Source organism: Paenibacillus sp. J22P277 (genome assembly GCF_059383675.1).
Window position 1 is genome coordinate 558,660 of the sequence record NZ_JBXENS010000001.1, and the last position, 21,762, is coordinate 580,421.

General features: G+C 57.5%; 20 protein-coding genes and 1 other annotated feature. Of the genes, 1 reads left to right on the plus strand and 19 read right to left on the minus strand.

Annotation, left to right across the window (positions count from 1 at the left end; genetic code table 11):
• Window positions 1-88 precede the first annotated feature (88 nt).
• The 8 genes from carB to lspA all read right to left on the minus strand — a co-directional run bounded on the left by carB (window position 89) and on the right by lspA (window position 10,410).
• A complete protein-coding gene (gene carB / locus AC50YL_RS02990) occupies window positions 89-3,307 on the minus strand; it encodes a carbamoyl-phosphate synthase large subunit (RefSeq protein WP_494829176.1) in 3,219 nt (1,072 codons plus the stop codon).
• Window positions 3,294-4,439, minus strand: coding sequence for a glutamine-hydrolyzing carbamoyl-phosphate synthase small subunit (gene carA, locus AC50YL_RS02995; protein WP_494829177.1), 1,146 nt, complete (start codon window positions 4,437-4,439; stop codon window positions 3,294-3,296). Before carA ends, carB begins: the two co-directional genes overlap by 14 nt.
• A 37-nt stretch (window positions 4,440-4,476) precedes the next feature.
• Window positions 4,477-5,766 (minus strand): dihydroorotase, encoded by a 1,290-nt coding sequence (gene pyrC, locus AC50YL_RS03000; protein WP_494829179.1) that lies wholly within the window; start codon window positions 5,764-5,766, stop codon window positions 4,477-4,479.
• A 24-nt stretch (window positions 5,767-5,790) separates the two neighbouring features.
• Entirely contained in the window at window positions 5,791-6,693 is a 903-nt protein-coding gene (locus AC50YL_RS03005; RefSeq protein ID WP_494829180.1) for an aspartate carbamoyltransferase catalytic subunit, read from the minus strand.
• Between the two features lie 15 nt (window positions 6,694-6,708).
• On the minus strand, window positions 6,709-7,239 hold the full coding sequence (gene pyrR / locus AC50YL_RS03010; protein ID WP_494829182.1) for a bifunctional pyr operon transcriptional regulator/uracil phosphoribosyltransferase PyrR: 531 nt from the start codon (window positions 7,237-7,239) through the stop codon (window positions 6,709-6,711).
• A 279-nt stretch (window positions 7,240-7,518) separates the two neighbouring features.
• The gene (locus AC50YL_RS03015; RefSeq protein ID WP_161740893.1) at window positions 7,519-8,754 is read right to left on the minus strand and encodes an LL-diaminopimelate aminotransferase; all 1,236 of its coding nucleotides are present in this window, start codon (window positions 8,752-8,754) and stop codon (window positions 7,519-7,521) included.
• Window positions 8,755-8,963: 209 nt separating this feature from the next.
• Entirely contained in the window at window positions 8,964-9,932 is a 969-nt protein-coding gene (locus AC50YL_RS03020) for an RluA family pseudouridine synthase (protein WP_494829184.1), read from the minus strand.
• Window positions 9,886-10,410, minus strand: coding sequence for a signal peptidase II (lspA, locus tag AC50YL_RS03025; protein ID WP_494829186.1), 525 nt, complete (start codon window positions 10,408-10,410; stop codon window positions 9,886-9,888). Before lspA ends, AC50YL_RS03020 begins: the two co-directional genes overlap by 47 nt.
• Before the next feature lie 179 nt (window positions 10,411-10,589).
• On the opposite strand from lspA, the gene AC50YL_RS03030 reads away from it, so the two are divergent.
• Window positions 10,590-11,306 (plus strand): TraR/DksA C4-type zinc finger protein, encoded by a 717-nt coding sequence (locus AC50YL_RS03030; protein ID WP_494829188.1) that lies wholly within the window; start codon window positions 10,590-10,592, stop codon window positions 11,304-11,306.
• A gap of 42 nt (window positions 11,307-11,348) precedes the next feature.
• Here the strand turns inward: AC50YL_RS03030 and AC50YL_RS03035 are convergent, their stop codons facing one another.
• From AC50YL_RS03035 to AC50YL_RS03085, 11 genes are all read right to left on the minus strand, one after another.
• Window positions 11,349-11,675 (minus strand): DUF5665 domain-containing protein, encoded by a 327-nt coding sequence (locus AC50YL_RS03035; protein WP_161740901.1) that lies wholly within the window; start codon window positions 11,673-11,675, stop codon window positions 11,349-11,351.
• Window positions 11,676-11,789: 114 nt separating this feature from the next.
• Window positions 11,790-14,885 carry an isoleucine--tRNA ligase gene (gene ileS, locus AC50YL_RS03040; protein ID WP_494829190.1) on the minus strand — a complete coding sequence of 1,032 codons (3,096 nt, stop codon included), beginning with the start codon at window positions 14,883-14,885 and terminating at the stop codon, window positions 11,790-11,792.
• Between the two features lie 49 nt (window positions 14,886-14,934).
• Window positions 14,935-15,237, minus strand: a binding site (T-box leader).
• Between the two features lie 70 nt (window positions 15,238-15,307).
• Window positions 15,308-15,802 (minus strand): DivIVA domain-containing protein, encoded by a 495-nt coding sequence (locus AC50YL_RS03045; protein WP_494829192.1) that lies wholly within the window; start codon window positions 15,800-15,802, stop codon window positions 15,308-15,310.
• Between the two features lie 93 nt (window positions 15,803-15,895).
• Window positions 15,896-16,678 carry a YlmH family RNA-binding protein gene (locus tag AC50YL_RS03050; protein ID WP_494829194.1) on the minus strand — a complete coding sequence of 261 codons (783 nt, stop codon included), beginning with the start codon at window positions 16,676-16,678 and terminating at the stop codon, window positions 15,896-15,898.
• Entirely contained in the window at window positions 16,675-16,938 is a 264-nt protein-coding gene (locus AC50YL_RS03055) for a YggT family protein (RefSeq protein WP_268896006.1), read from the minus strand. Before AC50YL_RS03055 ends, AC50YL_RS03050 begins: the two co-directional genes overlap by 4 nt.
• 7 nt (window positions 16,939-16,945) lie before the next feature.
• Window positions 16,946-17,398 (minus strand): cell division protein SepF, encoded by a 453-nt coding sequence (locus AC50YL_RS03060; RefSeq protein WP_494829786.1) that lies wholly within the window; start codon window positions 17,396-17,398, stop codon window positions 16,946-16,948.
• Between the two features lie 57 nt (window positions 17,399-17,455).
• Window positions 17,456-18,178, minus strand: a complete 723-nt coding sequence (locus AC50YL_RS03065; protein ID WP_494829196.1) for a YggS family pyridoxal phosphate-dependent enzyme — start codon at window positions 18,176-18,178, stop codon at window positions 17,456-17,458.
• Window positions 18,175-19,029 (minus strand): peptidoglycan editing factor PgeF, encoded by an 855-nt coding sequence (gene pgeF, locus AC50YL_RS03070; protein WP_494829197.1) that lies wholly within the window; start codon window positions 19,027-19,029, stop codon window positions 18,175-18,177. Before pgeF ends, AC50YL_RS03065 begins: the two co-directional genes overlap by 4 nt.
• Window positions 19,030-19,121: 92 nt before the next feature.
• On the minus strand, window positions 19,122-19,397 hold the full coding sequence (locus tag AC50YL_RS03075) for a YlmC/YmxH family sporulation protein (protein ID WP_494829199.1): 276 nt from the start codon (window positions 19,395-19,397) through the stop codon (window positions 19,122-19,124).
• A gap of 177 nt (window positions 19,398-19,574) precedes the next feature.
• Window positions 19,575-20,357 carry an RNA polymerase sporulation sigma factor SigG gene (sigG, locus tag AC50YL_RS03080; protein ID WP_090573745.1) on the minus strand — a complete coding sequence of 261 codons (783 nt, stop codon included), beginning with the start codon at window positions 20,355-20,357 and terminating at the stop codon, window positions 19,575-19,577.
• Between the two features lie 155 nt (window positions 20,358-20,512).
• Window positions 20,513-21,754 (minus strand): hypothetical protein, encoded by a 1,242-nt coding sequence (locus AC50YL_RS03085; protein WP_494829201.1) that lies wholly within the window; start codon window positions 21,752-21,754, stop codon window positions 20,513-20,515.
• Between the last annotated feature and the right edge of the window lie 8 nt (window positions 21,755-21,762).

A 21,762-nucleotide genomic window follows, 5' to 3' on the forward strand; every position in this document is an offset into this window, starting at 1 on the left:
CCCTTCGTCTTTGTCTATTTATGCATGGCGAAAGCCTGCTTGAGGGCAGGCTTTCGCGGCCGGATAACGGCCATTCGTTCGTTTACGATTATTTCTGCGCGAGTACCGGCATCGGACGCGAGGAGAAATTGATCGTTTGCAGCATGTTGAGCAGCGCCCGGACCGTATCCAGCGAGGTCATGCAGACGACGCCGTTCTCGACCGCTTCGCGGCGAATCCGGAAGCCGTCGCGTTCCGGCGTTTTGCCTTTGGTCAGCGTGTTGACGACGAAGTGCGCTTGGCCGTCGCGGATCAGATCCAGGATGTTCGGCGAGCCTTCGCTGAGTTTGTTCACGGTCTTCACGCGCAGTCCCGCTTCTTCCAGCGCCGTTGCCGTGCCGCCCGTCGCGATGATGTTGTAACCTAGCTCGTAGAAACCGCGAAGAATTTCGATCGCTTCCGGTTTGTCCTTGTCGGCCACCGTCGCGATGATGGAGCCCGTCGGCGGGATACGCATGCCTGCGCCCACCAGGCCCTTGTACAGAGCTTTCGCGTATTGTTGGTCGCGTCCCATGACCTCGCCCGTCGACTTCATCTCCGGCGTCAGCGTCGGATCGACGCGGCGCAGCTTCGCGAAGGAGAAGACCGGTACTTTGACGGACACGAAATCGTCTTCCGGCCATAGGCCTTCGACATAGCCGAGATCCGCCAGCTTCGTGCCGAGAATCGCTTGCGTGGCCAGGTTGGCCATCGGGATGTTCGTCACCTTGCTGAGGAACGGTACCGTACGCGACGAGCGCGGATTGACCTCGATGACGTACACCTCGTCTTGGAAGATGACGAATTGAATGTTGACCAGGCCGATGACGTTCAGGCCGCGCGCGATCTTAACCGTGATGTCGACCATTTTCTGCTGCAGCTCGCGCGAGATCGACTGCGGCGGGTACACCGCGATGGAGTCGCCGGAGTGAACGCCCGCGCGTTCGACATGTTCCATGATGCCGGGGATGAGCACCGTGTCGCCGTCGCAAATCGCGTCGACTTCGGCTTCTTTGCCCAGCATGTAACGGTCGATCAGGACCGGATGCTCCGGATTGATCTTGACCGCTTGCACCATGTAGGTCAGAAGCTCTTCGTCGGAGTAGACGATCTCCATGGCACGGCCGCCGAGGACGTACGACGGGCGCACCAGTACCGGATAACCGAGGCCTTGCGCGACGGCGACCGCTTCGTCCACGGACGTTACCGTCGAGCCTTGCGGCTGCAGTACGTTCAGCTCGCGAAGCAGCGCTTCGAATTTCTTGCGATCTTCGGCCGCGTCGATGCTCTCCAGGCTCGAACCCAGAATGCGCACGCCGGCTTTCGTCAGCGGCGCCGCGAGATTGATCGCCGTCTGGCCGCCGAACTGCACGATGACGCCGATCGGCTTCTCCTGCTCGATGACGTTCATGACGTCCTCGAAGAAGAGCGGCTCGAAGTACAGGCGGTCAGAGGTGCTGAAGTCCGTCGATACGGTCTCCGGGTTGTTATTGATGATGACCGCTTCGTAGCCGGCCTTCTGAATCGCCCATACGGCATGCACCGTGGAATAGTCGAACTCGATGCCTTGACCGATCCGGATCGGGCCGGAACCGAGCACGAGCACTTTCTGCTTGTCGGACTCCGTGACTTCGTTCTCTACCTCGTATGTCGAGTAGTAGTACGGCGTCGTCGCTTCGAATTCGGCGGCGCATGTATCGACCATCTTGTAGACCGGCTTCAAGTCAAGCTCCATGCGGTAAGCGCGGATATCGAACTCGTTCGCGTACGTCGAATGGTTGCCTTCGCGGCGAATCTCCGCGATGGAACGGTCCGAGAACCCTTTGCGCTTCGCTTGGTACAGCAGTTCTTTCGACAAGACGGAAGCGCCGCGAAGCTCGGCTTCGAAGGCGACGATGCCTTCGATCTTATCGAGGAACCACCAATCGATATTCGTCAGGTCTTGAATGTCCTGCAGCTGGTAGCCGCGGCGGAACGCTTCCGCCACGAGGAACATCCGCTCGTCGTCCGGCTTCTGCAGGCGCAGGCGCAGCGTCTCCTCGTCCAATTCGGACGCGTCCTTCAGGTGAATGCGGTGCGCGCCGATCTCGAGCGAGCGGACCGCCTTGTGAATCGATTCCTCGAACGTCCGGCCGATGGCCATGACTTCGCCGGTCGCTTTCATTTGCGTGCCGAGCTTACGGTTCGCATTGATGAATTTATCGAACGGCCAGCGCGGGATCTTGGACACGATGTAATCCAGCGTCGGCTCGAACATGGCATAGGTTTGACCCGTAACCGGGTTGACGATCTCGTCGAGCGTATAGCCGACGGCGATCTTGGCCGCCATCTTGGCGATCGGATAACCCGTCGCCTTGGAAGCCAGCGCGGACGAGCGGCTTACGCGCGGGTTGACCTCGATGACGTAGTATTGGAAGCTGAACGGGTCGAGCGCGAATTGCACGTTGCAGCCGCCCTCGATGTTCAGCGCGCGGATAATCTTGAGCGAGGCCGAGCGGAGCATCTGGTACTCGCGGTCGGACAGCGTCTGGCTCGGCGCCACGACGATGGAATCGCCGGTATGTACGCCGACCGGGTCGAAGTTCTCCATGTTGCAGACGACGATGCAGTTATCGTTCGCGTCGCGCATGACTTCGTATTCGACTTCCTTCATGCCCGCGATCGATTTCTCGACGAGGCATTGGTTGATCGGGCTGTACCGGATGCCGGAAGCGACCGTTTCGCGAAGCTCCGTCTCGTTGCCGCAGATGCCGCCGCCGGTGCCGCCGAGCGTGTATGCCGGTCGAACGATGATCGGGTAGCCGATCTCGTTCGCGAAATCAACCGCTTCTTCGATCGTCGTGACGATGACGCTCTCCGGTACCGGCTGCTCCAGCTCGCGCATCAGATCGCGGAACAGATCGCGGTCTTCCGCTTTCTCGATCGCCGTCAGCTGCGTGCCGAGCAGCTGCACGTTCTCGCGCTCCAGCACGCCGGCGCGGGCGAGCTCGACCGCCATGTTCAGGCCGGTTTGACCGCCGAGCGTAGGCAGCAAGCCGTCCGGGCGCTCCTGGCGGATGATTTGGGTCACGAACTCCAGCGTGATCGGCTCGATATACACCTTGTCCGCCATGTTCGTGTCAGTCATGATGGTGGCCGGGTTGCTGTTGATCAGCACGACCTCGTAGCCTTCTTCTTTCAGCGCTTGGCAAGCCTGCGTGCCGGCATAGTCGAACTCCGCCGCCTGTCCGATGACGATCGGGCCGGAGCCGATGACGAGAATCTTTTGGAGCTTATTATTTCTGGGCATATTGCAATTCTCCTCTCAATGATGCCGCCAATTGCGCTTGACGCGGTTTCTGCGGGTTGTTTTGTTTCGCGGTGCGGATCATCTCCAGGAATTGATCGAACAGGTAACTGCTATCCAGCGGACCGGGCGCCGCTTCCGGATGGTACTGCACGGAGAAAGCCGGGAATTCCGTATGCTTCAAGCCCTCGATCGTGCGGTCGTTGTTGTTGATATGGGTGACTTCGAGCTTCGTGCCCGCCACGGATTCCTCGAGTACCGTATAGCCATGGTTCTGCGAAGTGATATAGCAGCGGTTCGTCGCCAGGTCTTTGACGGGATGGTTGCCGCCGCGGTGGCCGAATTTCAGCTTGGACGTATCCGCGCCGCAAGCGAGCGCGAACAGTTGGTGACCCAGGCAGATGCCGAAGATCGGATATTCGCCGAGCAGCTCTTGGATCATTTTCACGGCATGCGGCACGTCTTTCGGGTCGCCGGGGCCGTTGGAGAGCTGGATGCCGTCCGGATTGAGGCGGCGGATCTGCTCGGCGGTCGTGTCCTGCGGCACGACGACGACGTCGCAGCCGCGTTTCGTCAGCTCGCGCAGGATGCCGCTCTTCGCGCCGTAGTCGACGAGCACGATGCGCTCGCGTTCGCCGGGGCTGGTGAAGATGCTCTTGGTCGACGTGCGCGCCACTTGGTCGCGCATCAGCGGCGTCGCGGACAGGCGCTCATGCAGCTCTTCCACGCGTTCCGCGCCGGTCGTCAGGATGCCTTTCATGGTGCCGTGGTGACGCAGGATGCGCGTCAGCATCCGGGTATCGATATCGCTGATGCCGATAATGCCGTGTTCCTTCAGCAAGCCGTCCAGCGTGTACTGCGCTCTCCAATTGCTCGGGATCGGCTCGTGGCGGCGCACGACAAAGCCGTGAATGAACGGCGCGACCGTCTCGAAATCATCGCGTGTGATGCCGTAGTTGCCGATGAGCGGGTAGGTCATGGTCACGATTTGACCGCAGTAGGACGGATCCGACAGCACCTCTTGGTAGCCCGTGATCCCTGTATTAAACACGACCTCGCCGCTGGACTGTCCTTCGGCGCCAAAGCCGAGCCCCGTAAACAGCGTGCCGTCTTCCAATAACAATCTTGCTTGCATCCGTATCACTCCTGTTCTCAAGTTGCGTGCTTCTCTCTTATTGTTCCGTCCAGACGATCTTGCCGTTCACGATGGTCGCCGCCGGCCAGCCGTAGAGCTTCCAGCCGCCGAATGGCGTATTCTTGCCTTTGGAAGCGAACGCGGCCGGATCGACTTCGCGTTCATGCTCAAGATCCACGATCGTAATATCCGCAGGTGCGCCTGCTTTTAAAATGCCGCTCGTCAGGCCGAATACGCGGGCCGGATCCGAGGTCATCCGTTTGAGCAGGAAGCCGAGCGTCCATTTGCCGGTGCGGACGAATTTGGTGTACAGGAGCGGAAATGCCGTCTCGAAGCCGACGATGCCGAACGGCGCGAGCTGCATGCCGCGGGCTTTCTCTTCGGCGCTGTGCGGCGCGTGATCCGTCACGATGATGTCGAGCGTGCCGTCTTCGAGTCCTTCGATGACGGCCTGCACGTCGCGCGGGGTGCGGAGCGGCGGGTTCATTTTCCAATTCGCGTCCATGCCCGGAATGTCTTCGTCCGAGAGGATCAGGTGATGCGGGCACACCTCGGCGGTGACGTTAATGCCGAACTGCTTCGCGTGCCGGATGAGACGAACCGATTGCTCCGTGCTCACGTGGCAGACGTGGTAGTGCACGCCCGTCGCTTCGGTTAGCAGGATATCCCGTCCGACGTGGATGGCTTCGGATTCGTTCGGGATGCCTTTCAACCCGTTCTCTGCCGCGAATTTGCCTTCCGTGACCGCCGCGCCGACTACCAGCGAGTCGTCCTCGCAGTGCGCGATGACCGGCATATTCATGGATGCCGCCAACCTCATGGCATCCTTCATCATTTGAGCGTTCTGCACGCCGACGCCGTCGTCCGTGAATCCGATCGCGCCCGCCTCTTTCAACGCCGCGAAATCCGTCAGCTCGCGTCCCAGCTCGTTCTTCGTGATCGCCGCGTACGGGAGCACCTTGACGATGCCGGCATCGGCCGCTTTATCGAGAATGTAGCGGACCGTTTCGGCCGTATCCGTCACCGGACGGGTATTCGGCATGCAGGCGATCGTGGTGAATCCGCCCGCCGCCGCCGAGCGCGTGCCGCTCGCGATGTCCTCCTTGTATTCAAAGCCCGGTTCGCGCAGATGCACGTGCATGTCGATGAATCCCGCGGATACCAGCTTGCCGTTCGCGTCGATCGTATCAAAGCCGTTGGTGTCCGGTTGACCCGAGGAAGCGTCCGCGATCTCCGCGATGACGCCGTCCGCGATGCGAATATGCTTCGATTCCGTTTCTCCGGTTTCTTCGTTCCAGACCAACCCGTTCAAGATCCATGCTGCCATATTATCGTTGACCCCTTTCGCTCGTTAGTTCAATGCCCGTTCGATCACGGCCATCCGAATCGGTACGCCGTTCTGCATTTGCGTGAAAATCCGCGATTGGGGATGCTCGACCAGTTCATCGTCGATCTCGACGTTCCGGTTGATCGGCGCCGGATGCATGATGATCGCATGCGGCGCGATGCGCGAAGCCCGCTCCGTCGTTAATCCGTACTGCTCGCGGTAAGCCTCGGCCGTTCCCATCATGCCCGCTTCATGGCGTTCCAGCTGCACCCGCAGCATCATGACGACGTCCGCCTTCAGCGCTTCTTCCATCGTGACTAGCGGCGCGGTCAGCTCGGGCGCGGTCATGCTCTCCGGGGCGCAAAATTGCACGTTGGCGCCGAATTTCTGCAAGGCGTATAGATTCGAGCGCGCGACGCGGCTGTGCAGGACGTCCCCGATAATGGAGACCGTCAATCCCCGCAGCTCGCCGAATTGCTTGCGCATCGTATAGAGATCGAGCAATGCCTGCGTAGGATGCTCGTTATTGCCGTCGCCCGCGTTAATGAGCGGCACCTTGATCTTGGTCGCCAGGTCGGCAAGCACGCCGTTCGGCTTCAGCCGGATGACGCCGGCATCGATGCCCATGGATTCCAGCGTGCGGACCGTATCGTAGATCGATTCGCCCTTCTGCACGCTCGACACGGCGGCCGCGAAATTCAGCACCTCCGCCCCCAGCCGCTTCTCCGCGACTTCGAAGGAAAAGCGGGTTCTCGTGCTGTTCTCGAAAAACATATTCGCGATGAACTTGCCTTGCAGCACCGGCTCGAGCTTATTCGAGCTGGCTTCCCAATACGCGGCGCGGTCCAAGATCGAGGCGATCTCGTCCATGCTAAGCTCCTTCAGTCCAAGCAAGCTTCGCCGATTCGTCAATGTTGCGGTTATCATATCGCGCAGCTCCCCTTAATGGATAATCGTCACTTGATCGTTCTCGTCGACTTCCTGCAGAGAAACCTCGATTTGCTCTTGTTTCGACGTGGGCACGTTCTTCCCGACGTAATCGGGCCGGATCGGCAGCTCTCTATGGCCCCGGTCGACCAACACCGCGAGCTGAATCGTCTGCGGCCGTCCCAGATCCATCAGCGCGTCCATCGCCGCCCGGATCGTCCTTCCCGTATACAGCACGTCGTCGAACAGGATGACCCGTTTGTTCTTCACGTTCACCGAAGAGCCTGCCGTCGGGCGGATCGCGCTTCCTTCTTCCCGGTCGTCGCGGTACTGCGTAATGTCAAGCTCCTGCACTTCGACGGGCAGTCCCTCGATTTCGCGGATCTGCTCGGCGATGCGTTGGGCCAAGTAGATGCCCCGTGTGCGAATGCCGACGATCACGCAGTTGTCGATGCCCTTGTTCTTCTCGACGATCTCGTGGGCAATCCGCGTGAGCGCGCGCCGAATCGCCGTTTCGTCCATAATGACGCGATGCTGTTCATCCATTCGTATCAAGCGCCTCCTTGCATGACTGCGAAGTTCCATGGCCACAAAAAAACTCCTTGCGGCGTGCGCAAGGAGTTTCGTCGTTTTGTGGTATCAACCTGGGAAGTTGGACAAAGCCCACTTGCGCGAAGATGCGCCAGTGGTAGGGTCGTCCCCCTGTCGTTCGATTGATAAAACGATTCACGTTACCTTGCCAGCCTCTCTGGACTGAGTTAAAGGTACTGCTGTTTATCAAAAGAATTATGTCACATTCGACAATTCATGTCAATCGCCTTTTGACTATAGGCTCAATTTCGTGATCCGCTCGACCGCTTTTTCCGTATTTTCGCGGCTGCCGAACGCGGTCAGGCGGAAATAGCCTTGGCCCGCTTGGCCGAAGCCGACGCCGGGCGTACCGACAATATTCGCCTCGGACAGCAATTTGTCGAAGAATGCCCAGGAATCGAGGCCGTTCGGCGTTTTGAGCCAGATGTACGGCGCGTTCACGCCGCCGAATACTTCAAGGCCCAGCGATGCCAAACCGTCGCGAATGATGCCGGCGTTCGTCATGTAGTAATCGATGATGGACGCGATTTGCGCTTTGCCTTCGGGCGTGTAGATCGCCGCCGCGCCGCGTTGCGTCACGTAGGATACGCCGTTGAATTTCGTGGTGTGGCGGCGATTCCACAGGTCGTTCACGAGAATCACGTTGCCGTCTTCGTCTTTGGCTTTCAGCTCGCGAGGAACTACGGTGTACGCGCAGCGAACGCCAGTGAAACCTGCCGTCTTGGAGAAGCTGCGGAATTCGATCGCGACTTCCTTCGCGCCTTCGATCTCGTAGATGGAGCGCGGTACGTCGGCTTCTTGAATGAACGCTTCGTACGCGGAATCATACAGGATGATGCAGTTGTTGGCTTTCGCGAAATCGACCCAGCGCTTCAATTCATCCTTCGTCAGCGTCATGCCGGTCGGATTGTTCGGGTAGCAGAGGTAGATCAGGTCCACCTTGCGATCGGGAAGACTCGGCGTGAAGTCGTTGGACGCGTCGCATTTCAGGTACACGATGTTCTCGTATTGGTTCGTTTCCTTGTTGAACTTGCCGGAGCGGCCGGCCATGACGTTCGTGTCGACGTATACGGGATAGACCGGATCTTGAACCGCAACGACCGCGTTCTGGCTGAAAATCTCCTGGATGTTGCCGACGTCGCATTTCGAACCGTCGCTCACGAACACTTCGTTCGTCGCGATGTCGATGCCGCGCGCTTTATAATCGTTCTCGATGATCGCGTTGATCAGAAAATCGTAGCCTTGCTCCGGGCCGTAACCGCGGAACGTCGACGGATTCGCCAGCTCGTCCACGGCGTCGTGCATCGCTTTGGTGATGGCGTCGGGCAAACCTCGCGTAACGTCGCCGATGCCAAGGCTGATGATTTGGGCATTCGGGTTCTCCTGCGTGAATTTCGTGCGGCGTTTCGCGATTTCGGAGAACAGGTAGCTGCCCTGAAGCTGCGTGTAGTTGTGATTGATTTGCGTCATTGTCGTAATCTCACCCTTCGATTCCAAGTTTATAGTTTGTCATCATCATAGCGCAACGGAAGCTGCCGACCACATAAAGGATTTAGCGAAAAGTTTGCACTATTCCGTGCTTGCATTAGTGACTTGGAACGTGCAATCCCCCACCTGAGTCGAAGGAGCTGGCGAACGTTGCATTCTCCGACCTCCGTCGGAGGATGCAAACCAATCGCCTACCGCTGCCGCAATATCGTCAGCTCGTGCTCCATGTCCGCCGGAATCGGCGCGCGAAACTCCAAATATTCGCCGGAACGGGGATGCACGAACCCGAGCACCGCCGCATGCAGCGCCTGTCCCTTAAGCCCGATCGTTTTGTTCCGTCCATACACGGGATCGCCCGCAAGCGGATGATCGATGTATTTCATATGAACGCGGATCTGATGCGTCCTTCCCGTCTCCAATTGAAGCTCGAGCAGCGTGTAGTCGCCGAAACGCTCCACGACTTGGAAATGGGTAATCGCTTCCTTGCTGCCCTTGTGAATGACCGTAAACTGCTTGCGGTCCTGCGGATCGCGGCCGATCGGCGCGTCGACCGTTCCGTTCTCGTGGGGCATGTTGCCATGAACCAGCGCCATGTATTTGCGCGTCACGGTATGGGCTTTCAATTGGGCGGCAAGCGACGCATGGGCCAAATCGTTCTTCGCGGCCATGATCAGCCCCGACGTGTCCTTGTCGATGCGATGCACGATACCCGGTCTCAGCACGCCGTTAATGCCGGATAAATCCTTGCAATGATACATCAAAGCGTTCACGACGGTTCCCGAATAATGGCCGGGCGCGGGATGAACGACCATGCCTCTCGGCTTGTTGACGACGATTACGTCGCCGTCCTCGTAGACGACATCGAGGGGAATATCCTGCGCTTCGATGACCGCTTCTTCCGGCTCAGGCACAATAACCGTGACCACGTCGGCCACGGTTAATTTATAATTCGCTTTCGCTTCGCGGCTGTTCACGAGCACGGCTCCGCCTTTGATCCAATCCTGCACCTGCGTGCGCGACACCGCGCCGTCTTCTATGCTCTCGGTCACGTATTTGTCGAGCCGCTCGCCGGCGTCCCGGTCTTCGACCGCGAAGACCATCGCCTCTTGCTCGTCATTGAATGAATTGGTGATTTTCGGATCCTTTTCGTTCTTGTTCATTGGAATTTGAATCTCCGTTCTCTTTCTTGGATGTCAGCAGCGCATCCAGCAGAATCAACGCGACGCCGACGCAGATGCCGGAATCCGCCAGGTTGAATACCGGGAATACGTAGCTGCCGAACGTGAATTGCAGGAAATCGATGACTTGTCCGTACACCGCCCGGTCGATCAGGTTGCCTACGGCGCCGCCAAGCACGAGACCCAAGCCCGAAAGCAGCAACGTTTTGCCGGTATTGCGGTTCTTCGCCATATACCAGACAATGCCGGCGACGACGACAATCGTGATCGCGATGAACAGGATTCGCTGCTCCTGCAGGATGCTGAACGCGGCGCCTTTGTTGCGAATCGAAGTGAGGATAAAGAAATCGCCAATCACATGCTTCGTCTCGTACAAGTCCAGGCTGTGCTCCACCCATTTCTTGCTCAAATAATCGACCACGAGCACAAAGACTGCCAGCCAATAGTAGTAAAATTTCACGGCGAATGCCCCCTTATCCCCCACATTGTAGCATATCCCGAATGCTTTCGACCAGCCGGAATCCGCTTCTCCTTGGCAGTGTATCCATGATTGACCGCCTCTAAAAAAGGCTGTTCATGCAAAAGCTAACGACACGACATCAACGCCAATCCTTTCCCATGAAAGAGGGGTTTCTTCCGATGAGAAATCTGACGAACGCACAGCTTCTTGACCTCCGCAGCAGGCTGATCGTGGAGAAGGCGGCCTCCGAGCAGCGGTTGGCCAGCCGCGAGCATTACGGGCTGGACGCCTCGCTGCGGGACGAGTCCGGCGATTTGTCCGCCTACGATAACCATCCCGCGGATGCCGCCACCGAAACGTACGAACGCGGGAAAGACCTCGCGCTTCACGAGCAGGAGGAGCTGCATCTGAACCGTATCGACGCGGCGCTGGGCGCGATGGACGACGGCAGCTACGGCAATTGCTTGACGTGCGGCGAAATGATCCCTGCCGCCCGTCTGCTGGCCCTTCCGGATACGCTCTATTGCGTGGCGCATTCGCCCCGCCAGGAAATATCCGAGCATCGTCCCGTCGAAGAGGAATTCCTGCAGCCGCCGTTCGGCCGCACGAGCATGGACGACCACGAAGGCGGGTACAACGGCTTCGACGGCGAGGATGCCTGGCAGATCGTCGAGAGCTGGGGCAATTCCGACTCGCCGGCCATGTCCGAGAACCGCGATGTTGCGTCGTACGACGATATCGGCATCGAACAAGACGAGGCGGACGGCTACGTGGAGACGTTCGAAAGTTTCGTGGCGACGGACATCACCGGCAATCACCGTTATGTCGTCCGCAATGACGCGTACGACAAGTATTTGGAGCAAGACGAAGGCGATCACTCGCTGGAGAAGGAGTAGCATCGGTCGCGTACTTGATCCATCGGATGAGACTCCGATGGGTCAGTAGGTCTTGCCTTCCAGCTGATGCTGGACGATTCGGACGATATCGGCGATAAAATCGCCGATGATCGGCAGGTTGAGCGCCCCGAGCAGCTGCAGGAAATACAATATGAACGTCGCGAATACCGTAAAGCCGAACGCGATGCCGACGCCGCGCGATACGCCGCCAAGCAGATTCCGCCAAGCGAGCGAGAAGGGACGATTCATCAGCTGAACGTAATCCGCGATTTGGGTGCGTTCCATCTGCGCCGTCACCTTCTCCAGTCTTTTCTCGAGGGCTTGGAGCGATTGGCGGACGCCCGTCAAGTTTTCTTGGTCTTCTGTCATTCCGAACCTGTCCTTTCAAAACGAAACGAAGCCCATGCTGCGCGGCGGCTGAAGCGGCAAAAGCCGCCAGCCGCCGCGCCATGGGCGTTCGGTTTGTTTGCTGCTATGCAGTTACTATGCCCCCGCGATCGCGATTCCAATCTCGCGATCCCCGAGCGTTACCCGTTCCATGGCCGATTCGCTGCCGTAATCCACGCTGCTCAGCAGCACGTTCTCGAACAAGACGTCCTCGAACGCGTTCAGCGCCGCGCGCAGCTCGGCGTCCACGTCCAGCTTGAGCGCGATGCGCCGCTCGATCGGAAGATCGAGCTTTTTGCGCGTGTCCTGCACGGCGCGAATGACTTCGCGGACCAGTCCTTCCTGTTCCAGTTCCGGCGTGATATCCGTGTTGATCGCGACCGTCAGCTGATACCCGGAAGCGGACGCGAAGCCGGATTTGGCTTGTTTCTCCACGAGCAGCTCATCCAGCGCGATGACGAAGCTTTCGCCTTCCAGCGACGTATACGAAAGTTCGCCGGCTTTCACGATTTGGCTGGTTTCGTCCGGCAGCATCGACTTGAGGTACGTTTGGATCGGACCGACGTGCTTGCCGTATTTCTTGCCCGCGACCTTCAGGTTCAGCTTGAACGTGAAATCGACGAATCCGCTGTCCCCGCTCGCGATCGTGATCGTTTTGACGTTGATCTCGTCCTTGATGATGTCCTCGTATGGCGCCAGATCGAACTCGTTGTCAAGCGCCACGATCAGCTCGGACAGCGGCTGGCGCGTCTTGATGCCGGTCTCGTTGCGGACATTGCGCGCCAATTCGACGATCTGTCTCGCCGTTTCCATGTCGCGTTCCAGCTTCTCGTCGATCGCCGACTCGTCGGCTTTCGGATAATCGGCCAGATGTACACTGCCGCTGCCGCCCAAGTTCAAGTAGACATCGTCGGCCAGCATCGGCGCGAACGGCGCGATTAGACGCGCCAGGGTCGACAGAACGGAACGAAGCGTGCCGTAAGCGTCCAGTTTGTCGTCCGTAAGCCCGCTGCCCCAGAAACGGTCTCTGGAACGGCGGATGTACCAGTTGCTCAGCTCGTCGACGAAGCCCTCGATGCTCTTGGCCGCGTTCAGGAAGTCGTAGCTCGAGAGGCTCTTGTTGACGCTCGCCACGAGGCTGTTCAGCCGGGACGCGATCCAGCGGTCCAGCTTGTTTGCCGATACCCGCGCAGGCTGCGTCGCAGGATCATAGCCGTCGATCGACGCGTAGAGCGCGAAGAACGCGTGCGTGTTCACGATCGTATCGATGACCTTGGACTTGGCTTCGCCGACGATGCCGCGCGAGAAGCGCTTGCTGTTCCACGGCGCGCTGTCCGCAAGGAGCGCCCAGCGGAACGCATCCGTGCCGTATTCGTTGATGATTTCCCACGGATCGATGACGTTGCCTTTGGATTTGGACATCTTCTGTCCGTTTTCGTCCAGGATATGCCCGGTCGAGATGACCGCTTTATACGGCGCCTTGCCGGTATAGAGCGTGGACACGGCCAACAGGCTGAAGAACCAGCCGCGGGTTTGGTCGATGCCTTCGCAGATGATGTCGGCCGGATATTGCTCCGAGAACGTCTGCTGCTTCTCGAACGGCTGGTGGTATTGGGCAAACGGCATGGAGCCGCTGTCGAACCAGACGTCGACGACCTCGGACGTGCGCGTCATGACGCCGCCTTCGCAGTGCGGGCAATGCAGCTTGACGTCGTCCACGTACGGCTTGTGCAGCTCGATATCTTCCGAGATCGGCGTGACGGAACGCGCGGCGAGATCTTTGCGGCTGTCCGGCGAATGCTGGCCGCCGCATTTGTCGCAGATCCATACGTTGAGCGGCGTTCCCCAATACCGGTTGCGGCTGATGTTCCAGTCGACCAGATCCTCGAGGAATTTGCCGAAACGGCCCTCGCGGATATGGGACGGGTACCATTCCACGCTGTTGTTGTTCGCGATCAGCTGGTCTTTGACGGCAGTCGTCTCGATGAACCAGCTGTCCGTCGCGTAGTAGATCAGCGGCGTTTTGCAGCGCCAGCAGAACGGATAGCTGTGCTCGTATCGTTCTTTCGAGAACAGCAGCCCGCGTTCGCTGAGCATTTTCACGATATCGACGTCGCATTCCTTGACGAAGCGTCCCGCGAGATCCGTAATGGCATCCACGTAACGTCCGGCATTGTCGACGACGTTCAAGAAGCTGACGCCGTTCTGGCGCGCGACCTTGTAGTCGTCGTCGCCGTGCGCCGGCGCGATGTGCACGATACCGGTTCCGCTCGCGTCGCTGACGAAATCGCCAGAAATGATATAATGCCCATTCTCGATCGATACATAGCGGAACGGCGGCTCGTATTTTAAATTCAGCAGCTCCGCGCCTTTGACTGTGGACTGCACCGCATATTCGCCCTTCATGACGCTCTCGACCAACGCTTCGGCCACGATGTATACTTCGCCGTCTTTCAGGACGCGCGCATAGGTCAGATTCGGGTTGACCGCAAGCGCGACGTTCGCGGGAAGCGTCCAAGGCGTGGTCGTCCATGCCAGGACGTATTCGTTGCTGCCGGCAAGCTTGAATTTGACCGTCGCGCTGAGGTCCTTGACATCCTCGTAGCCCTGAGCGACTTCATGGGAGCTCAGCGTCGTCTGGCAATGCGGGCAGTACGGACTTACCCGGTGGCCCCGATACAGCAGCCCTTTTCCATGGATAGTGGACAAAATATTCCACACGCTCTCGATGTAATCGTTGTTCAGCGTGATGTAAGGATCGTCCATGTTCGTCCAGTAGCCGATCGCTTCCGTCAGCTCGCGCCATTGGCGTTCGTACTCGAATACGCTGCTTTTGCACTTGTTAATGAACGCTTCCACGCCGTATTCTTCGATGTCCTGCTTGCCGGAGATGCCGAGCTGCTTCTCCACGCCCAGTTCGACCGGCAGGCCGTGGGTATCCCAGCCTGCTTTGCGAACGACCCGATAGCCGTCCATCGTCTTGTAGCGGCAGATGAAATCCTTGATGACCCGGCCCAGCACATGTCCGATGTGCGGCGCGCCATTGGCGGTTGGCGGTCCCTCGTAGAAGACGAAGTTCGGTTTGCCGTCCCGGTTGTCGATCGACTGCTGGAACGTATTCTCCGCTCTCCACTTACTCAATACCCGCAGGTCGCGGCTTCTTGCCTTTTCTTTCACGTCAATGCGCTGCATGCCCGATTACCCCTTCCATGTCCCTAAAATAAAAAAAGCCCCGCCCCTGTAAAGGGACGAGACATGGCTCGCGATACCACCCTTGTTCCAATTCCATCCGGCCCGCTTCCTTGGTTGGAACCAAAAAGCGAGTGCGCGAATCATTGGCAACTTCGTCACGGATGCCGACTTGCCATCCGAGTTCCGGGTAACGGCGGAAATCCGGCGAAGCTTAATGCCTGCGAAGGATCCGCAAGGTTCGGCGCCGCTTCTCGGAGATGATATTCCGCAATCGTCCGCACACCGGCTTTCAGCATAAACCGGCTCTCTGTGGAGCTTCCAACTGCGTACTCGTTCTCGTCAACGAAATATGATCGTATAAAATGATTATTACCATATATACGCCATTTCGATACATTTGTCAAACAAAAGCCATGCTTTTATTATCCGCGGACGTTCTCGCTTGCGAGCGAATGCTGGCTGTCGAGCGAGTCCCAGCCTTCTTGGGCGAGCAGCTCCAGCTGCGCTTCCACGAGCGTCCGGAAACGCGCGCGGTAGATGGAGGCTTGCTTCTTGAGCTCTTCGACTTCGAGCGCGACCTTGCGGGATTTGTTCAGCGAGTCGTTGATGATGCGATCCGCGTTCTTCTCCGCTTCCTTCACGATCAGCTGCGCTTCTTTCTTCGCATTGCTCCGAACTTCGTCGGCCGCTTCCTGCGCCACGATAATCGTCTTGCTGAGCGTTTCTTCGATGTTCGAGAAATGGTTCAATCTCTCCTGCAGGGCCAGCGCTTGATTCTGAATCTCTTTGTTTTCGCGAATCAACGCTTCGTAATCTTTGATGACTAGGTCGAGAAACTCATTCACTTCATCCTCATCGTACCCGCGAAGACGTCTGCCAAATTCCTTGTTATGTATGTCCAATGGCGTTAACGGCACTGGCGCACCTCCTGAATGTTTACAAGTTTCAAGGGCAGATCACCCATTTGTACATTCTAGTTTCGACAGATGAAGCCATATTCCTGCAAAGTCCTAGATGATTTTACCGATTTTGACCCGGATTCGGCCTTTTTTCGTGACGCCTTCCACGCCCAGGACTTTAAACCTTCCCAGCCCCTGCAAAGACACGACGTCGCCTTCCTTGAGCGGCGCGGAGGGATCTTCCTCGACCTTCCAATTCACGCGGCATCTTCCCGCCCGGATCGGGTCTACGATCTTGGTTCTGCTGATGCGGTGCACGTCGCTCGCGATGCCGTCCAGACGCAAAGAAGCCACCGACAAATTCATCTCTTCCATGGCCGAGACTGCCGGACGCAGCCGCTCCAAAGGAAGAATGTCCGTCAGGACATGAACGCGGTGGACTTGGCGCAAATGAATATTGATATAATCGGCGATCTCCCCGGCAACGAGCACATGGCAACTGTCTTCATGGACGTGGAGATCTCCGATCCGATCCCGCTTGATGCCGAGCCCGAGCAGCGCGCCCAAATAATCGCCATGGTCGAGCTCCAGATGTCCCTGCGTGCCGCCGGTCACTTCGATCAGCGCGATATGCGCCGGTTCGTCGTCCAGCACCCGGTAATCCGGAGCCAGGATCGCCCTTCTCCGTTCAGCCTCCGCATAGCCGCCGTCCAGCCGAATTTGCACGTCCGGATTGCGGTTCGCGAGGGAGATTACGATATCCGCCTGCCGCGGATCCAGAAAATCCGTCAGCTTCAGTTCATGGGCGAAAGCGGCGCGGTCAACCCATTCCGACGCCCGGTCCACGAAGGGCCGTTCGTCCGGATGGAAATGCACGTAAATATCGTTCTTCATATGAACATATCAAGGATCGCAATCAATCCGTACGCCACGAAACGGAGGGCGAACAGCGCCACGATCGGCGAAATATCGAGGACGCCGCCAATGGAAGGAATAAATCGGCGGAACGGCGCCAAATACGGCTCGACCAGTTTTCCGAGCAGCTGCCCGATAAAGCTGTCGCGTATGCCCGGCAGCCAGGAAAGCAGCACGTAGGCGATGATCATATACTGATAAATCTGGGTAAGCGTCCATATTAAGCCTGCAACGTCCAACTCAAGGTCACCTCATTTTTTTGTAGTCTTGCTCTTCTGTCAGCATTTCCGTAATCGCGCCTTGAATTTCGACCGTATCCGGCGTGCAAAGAAATATATTGGGGCCAAGTTTCGAGATGCCGCCGTTCAGCGCGTAAATCGTGCCGCTCAGGAAATCGACGATCCGTACGGCTTGATCCGAGCGCACGCGCTGCAGGTTCACGACGACCGAACGGCGCGAACGCAGATGATCGGCGATCTCCTGCGCCTCGTCGTAGGAACGCGGTTCATTCAAGATGACTCGGACGTTCTTCTGCGAATGAATGCTGACGATATTATTCCCCTTCGAAGATGCTTTACGTGCTTCGAAAGGAGAAGTTTCAACTTCTTGATCGTCATGCGCGTCGACGCGCTCGCGTTCCACGACCTCCTCTTCCTCTTGCAGCCCGAGAAAACTCATGAACTTATTCATCATGCCAATCGCCTTCTTTCGTATATGATAGCTTCCCCTGCCGAACGGCGCAGCCGCCGCGGACGGCTAGCTCTTTCCTACCAGTACGGTTCCGAGTCTGAGCCAGGTGGCTCCTTCCTCGACGGCAATCTCGAAATCCCCCGACATGCCCATCGACAGTTCCGTTACCGGCTCTGCGGATGCGGCGCTTCGGTTCAGTTCATCGCGCAGTTCCCTCAAGCCGCGAAAGACGGGACGCGATTGCTCGCCCTCGGCATCGATCGGCGCCATCGTCATGAGACCGACGGGCCGGATATGACGATACGCCGCGATCTCCTTGGCGAACGGAATCAGCGCGTCCGGCGCCAAGCCATGCTTGCTGTCTTCGCCCGATACGTTCACTTGAACGAAGCACGGCACGACGATTCCGAGCTGCTCGGCTCTGCGTTCGATCGCCTGCGCAAGCGACAGCCGGTCAAGCGAATGAATATATGTAAATTTCCCTAGGACGTCCTTCACTTTGTTCGTCTGCAGCGATCCGATGAAATGCCAAACGGCTTGTCCCGCCGGCGCGTTCGCCGGGCTGCCGTCCCAGCCGCTGCCCGTAATGGCGTCATACTTGTCGGCAGCGTCCTGCCAGCGGTTCTCGCCGAGATGCCTCAGCCCGTGCCCGAGCGCCGACTGCGTCTGCTCGATGCCCACGTACTTCGTGACCGCGATCAGCTCGATCTCCGACCGGTCCCGGCCGCTTCTGGCGCAGGCTTCCGCGAGCCTTTGCTCAACGTTGTCCATTCGCTGTCTCAATGTCACGCGTTCAAATCCCCTTCGCTCATGCCGATCCAGCTGACCATCCTGCCCGTTGATCCGCCTTCCATCCGATGGGAGAAGAACAAATCCGTCGAGCAGCCGGTACAGTAATCAGAACATTCGATACGACTCGGCAAAATTCCTGCTTTTATCATAATCTGTCGGTTCAATTCTTTCAAGTTTATCCGGGCTTTTCCTCCCTCGGTCGGATTAACCAGTTGGTCCGGCTCCAGATTCAAGCTTCCTATTAGGGGTATTACCCGATCCAGCACGACTTCATTCACTTCATAGCAGCATAATCCGATCGATGGCCCGATGGCCGCCTCGATATCCGCCGGATCGCAGCCGAAGCTTGCGGTCATCGCCTCGATCGTCTCGCGGCCGATCTCGAGCACCGTTCCCTTCCAGCCGGCATGCGCCAGCGCCACGACGCCCTTCGCCGGATCGAAGAAATAAAGCGGCACGCAGTCCGCATAGAACGAGGTCAGCAGCACGCCGCGCTCGTCCGTCGCCATCGCGTCGGCATCCCCGACGGCCGTGCTCCGGCTTTCCCGGCCTTTGCCGCGGTCATCCTTCCGGACGATCGCCACCCGGCTCCCGTGCACCTGCTCCGCGCAGGTCCATGCCTCGAACGGCCATCCGAGCGCCTCGGCCAGCATCCTGCGATTGTTCACGACGTCGATATCGGCATCGCCGACGTGCAGGCCGCAGTTCAGCGATTGCCACGGCGCCGCGCTGACGCCGCCCTGCCTGCCGGTAAACCCGGCCGTCAGCCCATTATCTCGCTCGCTCCAACGCGGCAATAAAAAAAGCGAAGGTCCCTTCGCCGCTCGATCGTTTACAAATGGTTCCATTCTCGGTCTCACCTCTGCCACTAGTGTACCATGCGGCCGCTTTCCGCGCGAGCGTCTCGGCGATGCGCCGCAGAGCGGCCGTCCGCGGCGATTCAACGAACGTTGACATCGTCCTCTTCCACCCGATAGACCTTCGCGTCGTCAATGCGGACAAGCACGACGTCCGTACCGATCTTCACGATATTCCGCCAGGGAATCACGACGTCCGTTCCGCTGCCGAACATGCCGAAAAAACGAGAGTAGCTCGGAACGACGATGGAATCGATCCGGCCTTGGCGCAGATCCAGCTCCAAATCGCTCACCTGCCCCAGCTTGCGGCCGTCCACGATATTGATGACATCCTTCGTTTGGAAATCGGAAATTTTCACCTTGCCGTTCACCACGCTTCCCGGAGGACTGCTTCCAAATAGGCCTATGTTATTACTATATGTGCCTATTGGGCAAAATGTCCTGCTTGGCATGAATTATCGCCCGTCCCCTGCCTGGCCGCTTCCGCGAACGAAAAAAAACGGCGCGGGGCGCCGTTATCGTTGGTTGAATGCAAGTTAAGTCTTGACATGCTTCTGCATTTGCTGAATGGCCGATTTCTCGAGCCTGGACACCTGGGCTTGCGAGATGCCGATCTCGTCGGCTACCTCCATCTGCGTCTTGCCTTCGAAGAACCGCATCGAGAGAATCATTTTCTCGCGTTCGTTCAGCTTGTGCATCGCTTCGCGGAGGGCGATTTCCTCGATCCAGGAGACGTCCTTGTTCTTGTCGTCGCTGATCTGGTCCATGACGTAGATCGGGTCTCCGCCATCGTGATAAATCGGTTCGAACAATGATACCGGGTCTTGAATCGCGTCGAGGGCGAACACGACGTCCTCCTTCGGGACGTTCAGCGCCTCGGAAATTTCGAATATCGTCGGCTCCCTTGAGTTTTTGTTCGTTAGGCTGTCCCGGACCTGAAGCGCCTTGTAGGCGATATCCCGCAGGCTGCGCGACACGCGGATGGGGTTATTATCCCGGAGGTAACGGCGGATCTCGCCGATAATCATCGGAACCGCATAGGTTGAAAACTTCACATTCTGACTGAGATCGAAATTGTCGATTGCTTTCATGAGGCCGATGCAGCCGACTTGGAAGAGATCGTCGACGAATTCCCCGCGGTTGTTAAACCGTTGAATCACGCTAAGCACAAGCCTCAAGTTGCCGTTGACTAATTTCTCTCTTGCTGCCCATTCGTTTTGCGTTTGCAATGCCGTAAACAGCTCGCGCATCTCGGCATTCGTCAGGACAGGCAGTTTAGCGGTATCCACTCCACAGATCTCGACTTTATTTCGGGTCAACGTGATTACCTCCCAAGGAGAAACATTAATGTACAGTATCTCCTCGGACCCCCAATTTATTCCCCGGCGAATAGAAGAAACTCGGCGCTCGGACATGCATAAAACGGAACAAAAAACAAGCCTTCGGCGTCGTCCGAAGGCTTGCTGCTTGTTCCTTACGATGTGAGATAAAATGAGTAAAGCTGCAGTTCGTTCATTCGTTCTGCTTGTTGCTTGGCATTGCCGTCCACGGAGATTTTTCCTTGGTAAACGACTTTGCCCGCTGTCATGTCTGCGACGATTACTTCGTTCTCGGATTTGACCCGATTGAACACATACAGGCGATCACCATATACGAATCTCTGGATCGACGATAATTGCGACAGCTTTAACGAAAGTAAGATATCAAAAGACGAACCCTGTTGCTGTTTCGCAATATCGTAAAGGTCGACATGGAGTTGTGTGCCTGTCATTGAGAACGTAATGACCTGCCCGGCGCTCAGCGACGGATAATCCATCCCGTCAACTGAATTATTAATAGGGACGTCAATCAACATATCGGCCGAATACCGATATGCCGAGTAGCTTGACTCGATCGGTATCTCTTCAGTATTTCCATCAGAGAGTTGCTTCGTTTGGACAAGCGATCGGCCGATCAGAACGTAGTCGGAAGGAGATACGAAATCGACGTTCGCGCCTAAGATTTGATAATGCTCCACCTTGCCGCCTTCCAACTCCTTGTCGGAGACAATCGTTTGGTCGTCGATAATCCCTTCTTTATCCAAATCGAGCGTATAGAGATGAATCTCGAACTTTAAGTTTCCCTCGCGGTAATTTTCCGCCGAGCCCTTAGACAACTGCACCATAAGTTTCAATTGGTTGCCTATAACCTGAACGTCGTAAACATATAAGGAATAGAACTTCGGCTTGCCCGGGAGGATAGCGTGAAAATCCTTCTTCTTTCCTGACTTCAGATCCTGAGTGCGGATCGAAATGGAATACAACGAGCGACCGTCGGACGCATCGCCCAAGCCACGATTAGCCGCAGCATAGACGAGTTTGTTGTCGTCAGCGTAGAAGCCGCTATAAGTATTCTCGCCTCGCATGAAACCGCGATGTTCTTTTATCAAACGGGCCAGGACCGGGTTACTATCGCTATTATAAGCCTCTTTCATCTGATCAATCAGCGATTTTTTGATGTCGTAATTTGAGCCGTCCGCCCCGACCTCCAGTTGATAGCGGATTTGAGGTTGCTTGGCTTCTCCGTCGATTGCGAGATTCGCCGCTTCCTTCGCGTCGCCGCTCACCTTCTCGAGCCGGTAATTCGGCAAATCCCGCGTCGCAGCTCCGATGTAATAAGTACCGATGCTTATCGCGACGAAGACCGGAAGCACGATCGAAAACCAATATCGTTTCATGTCCATCC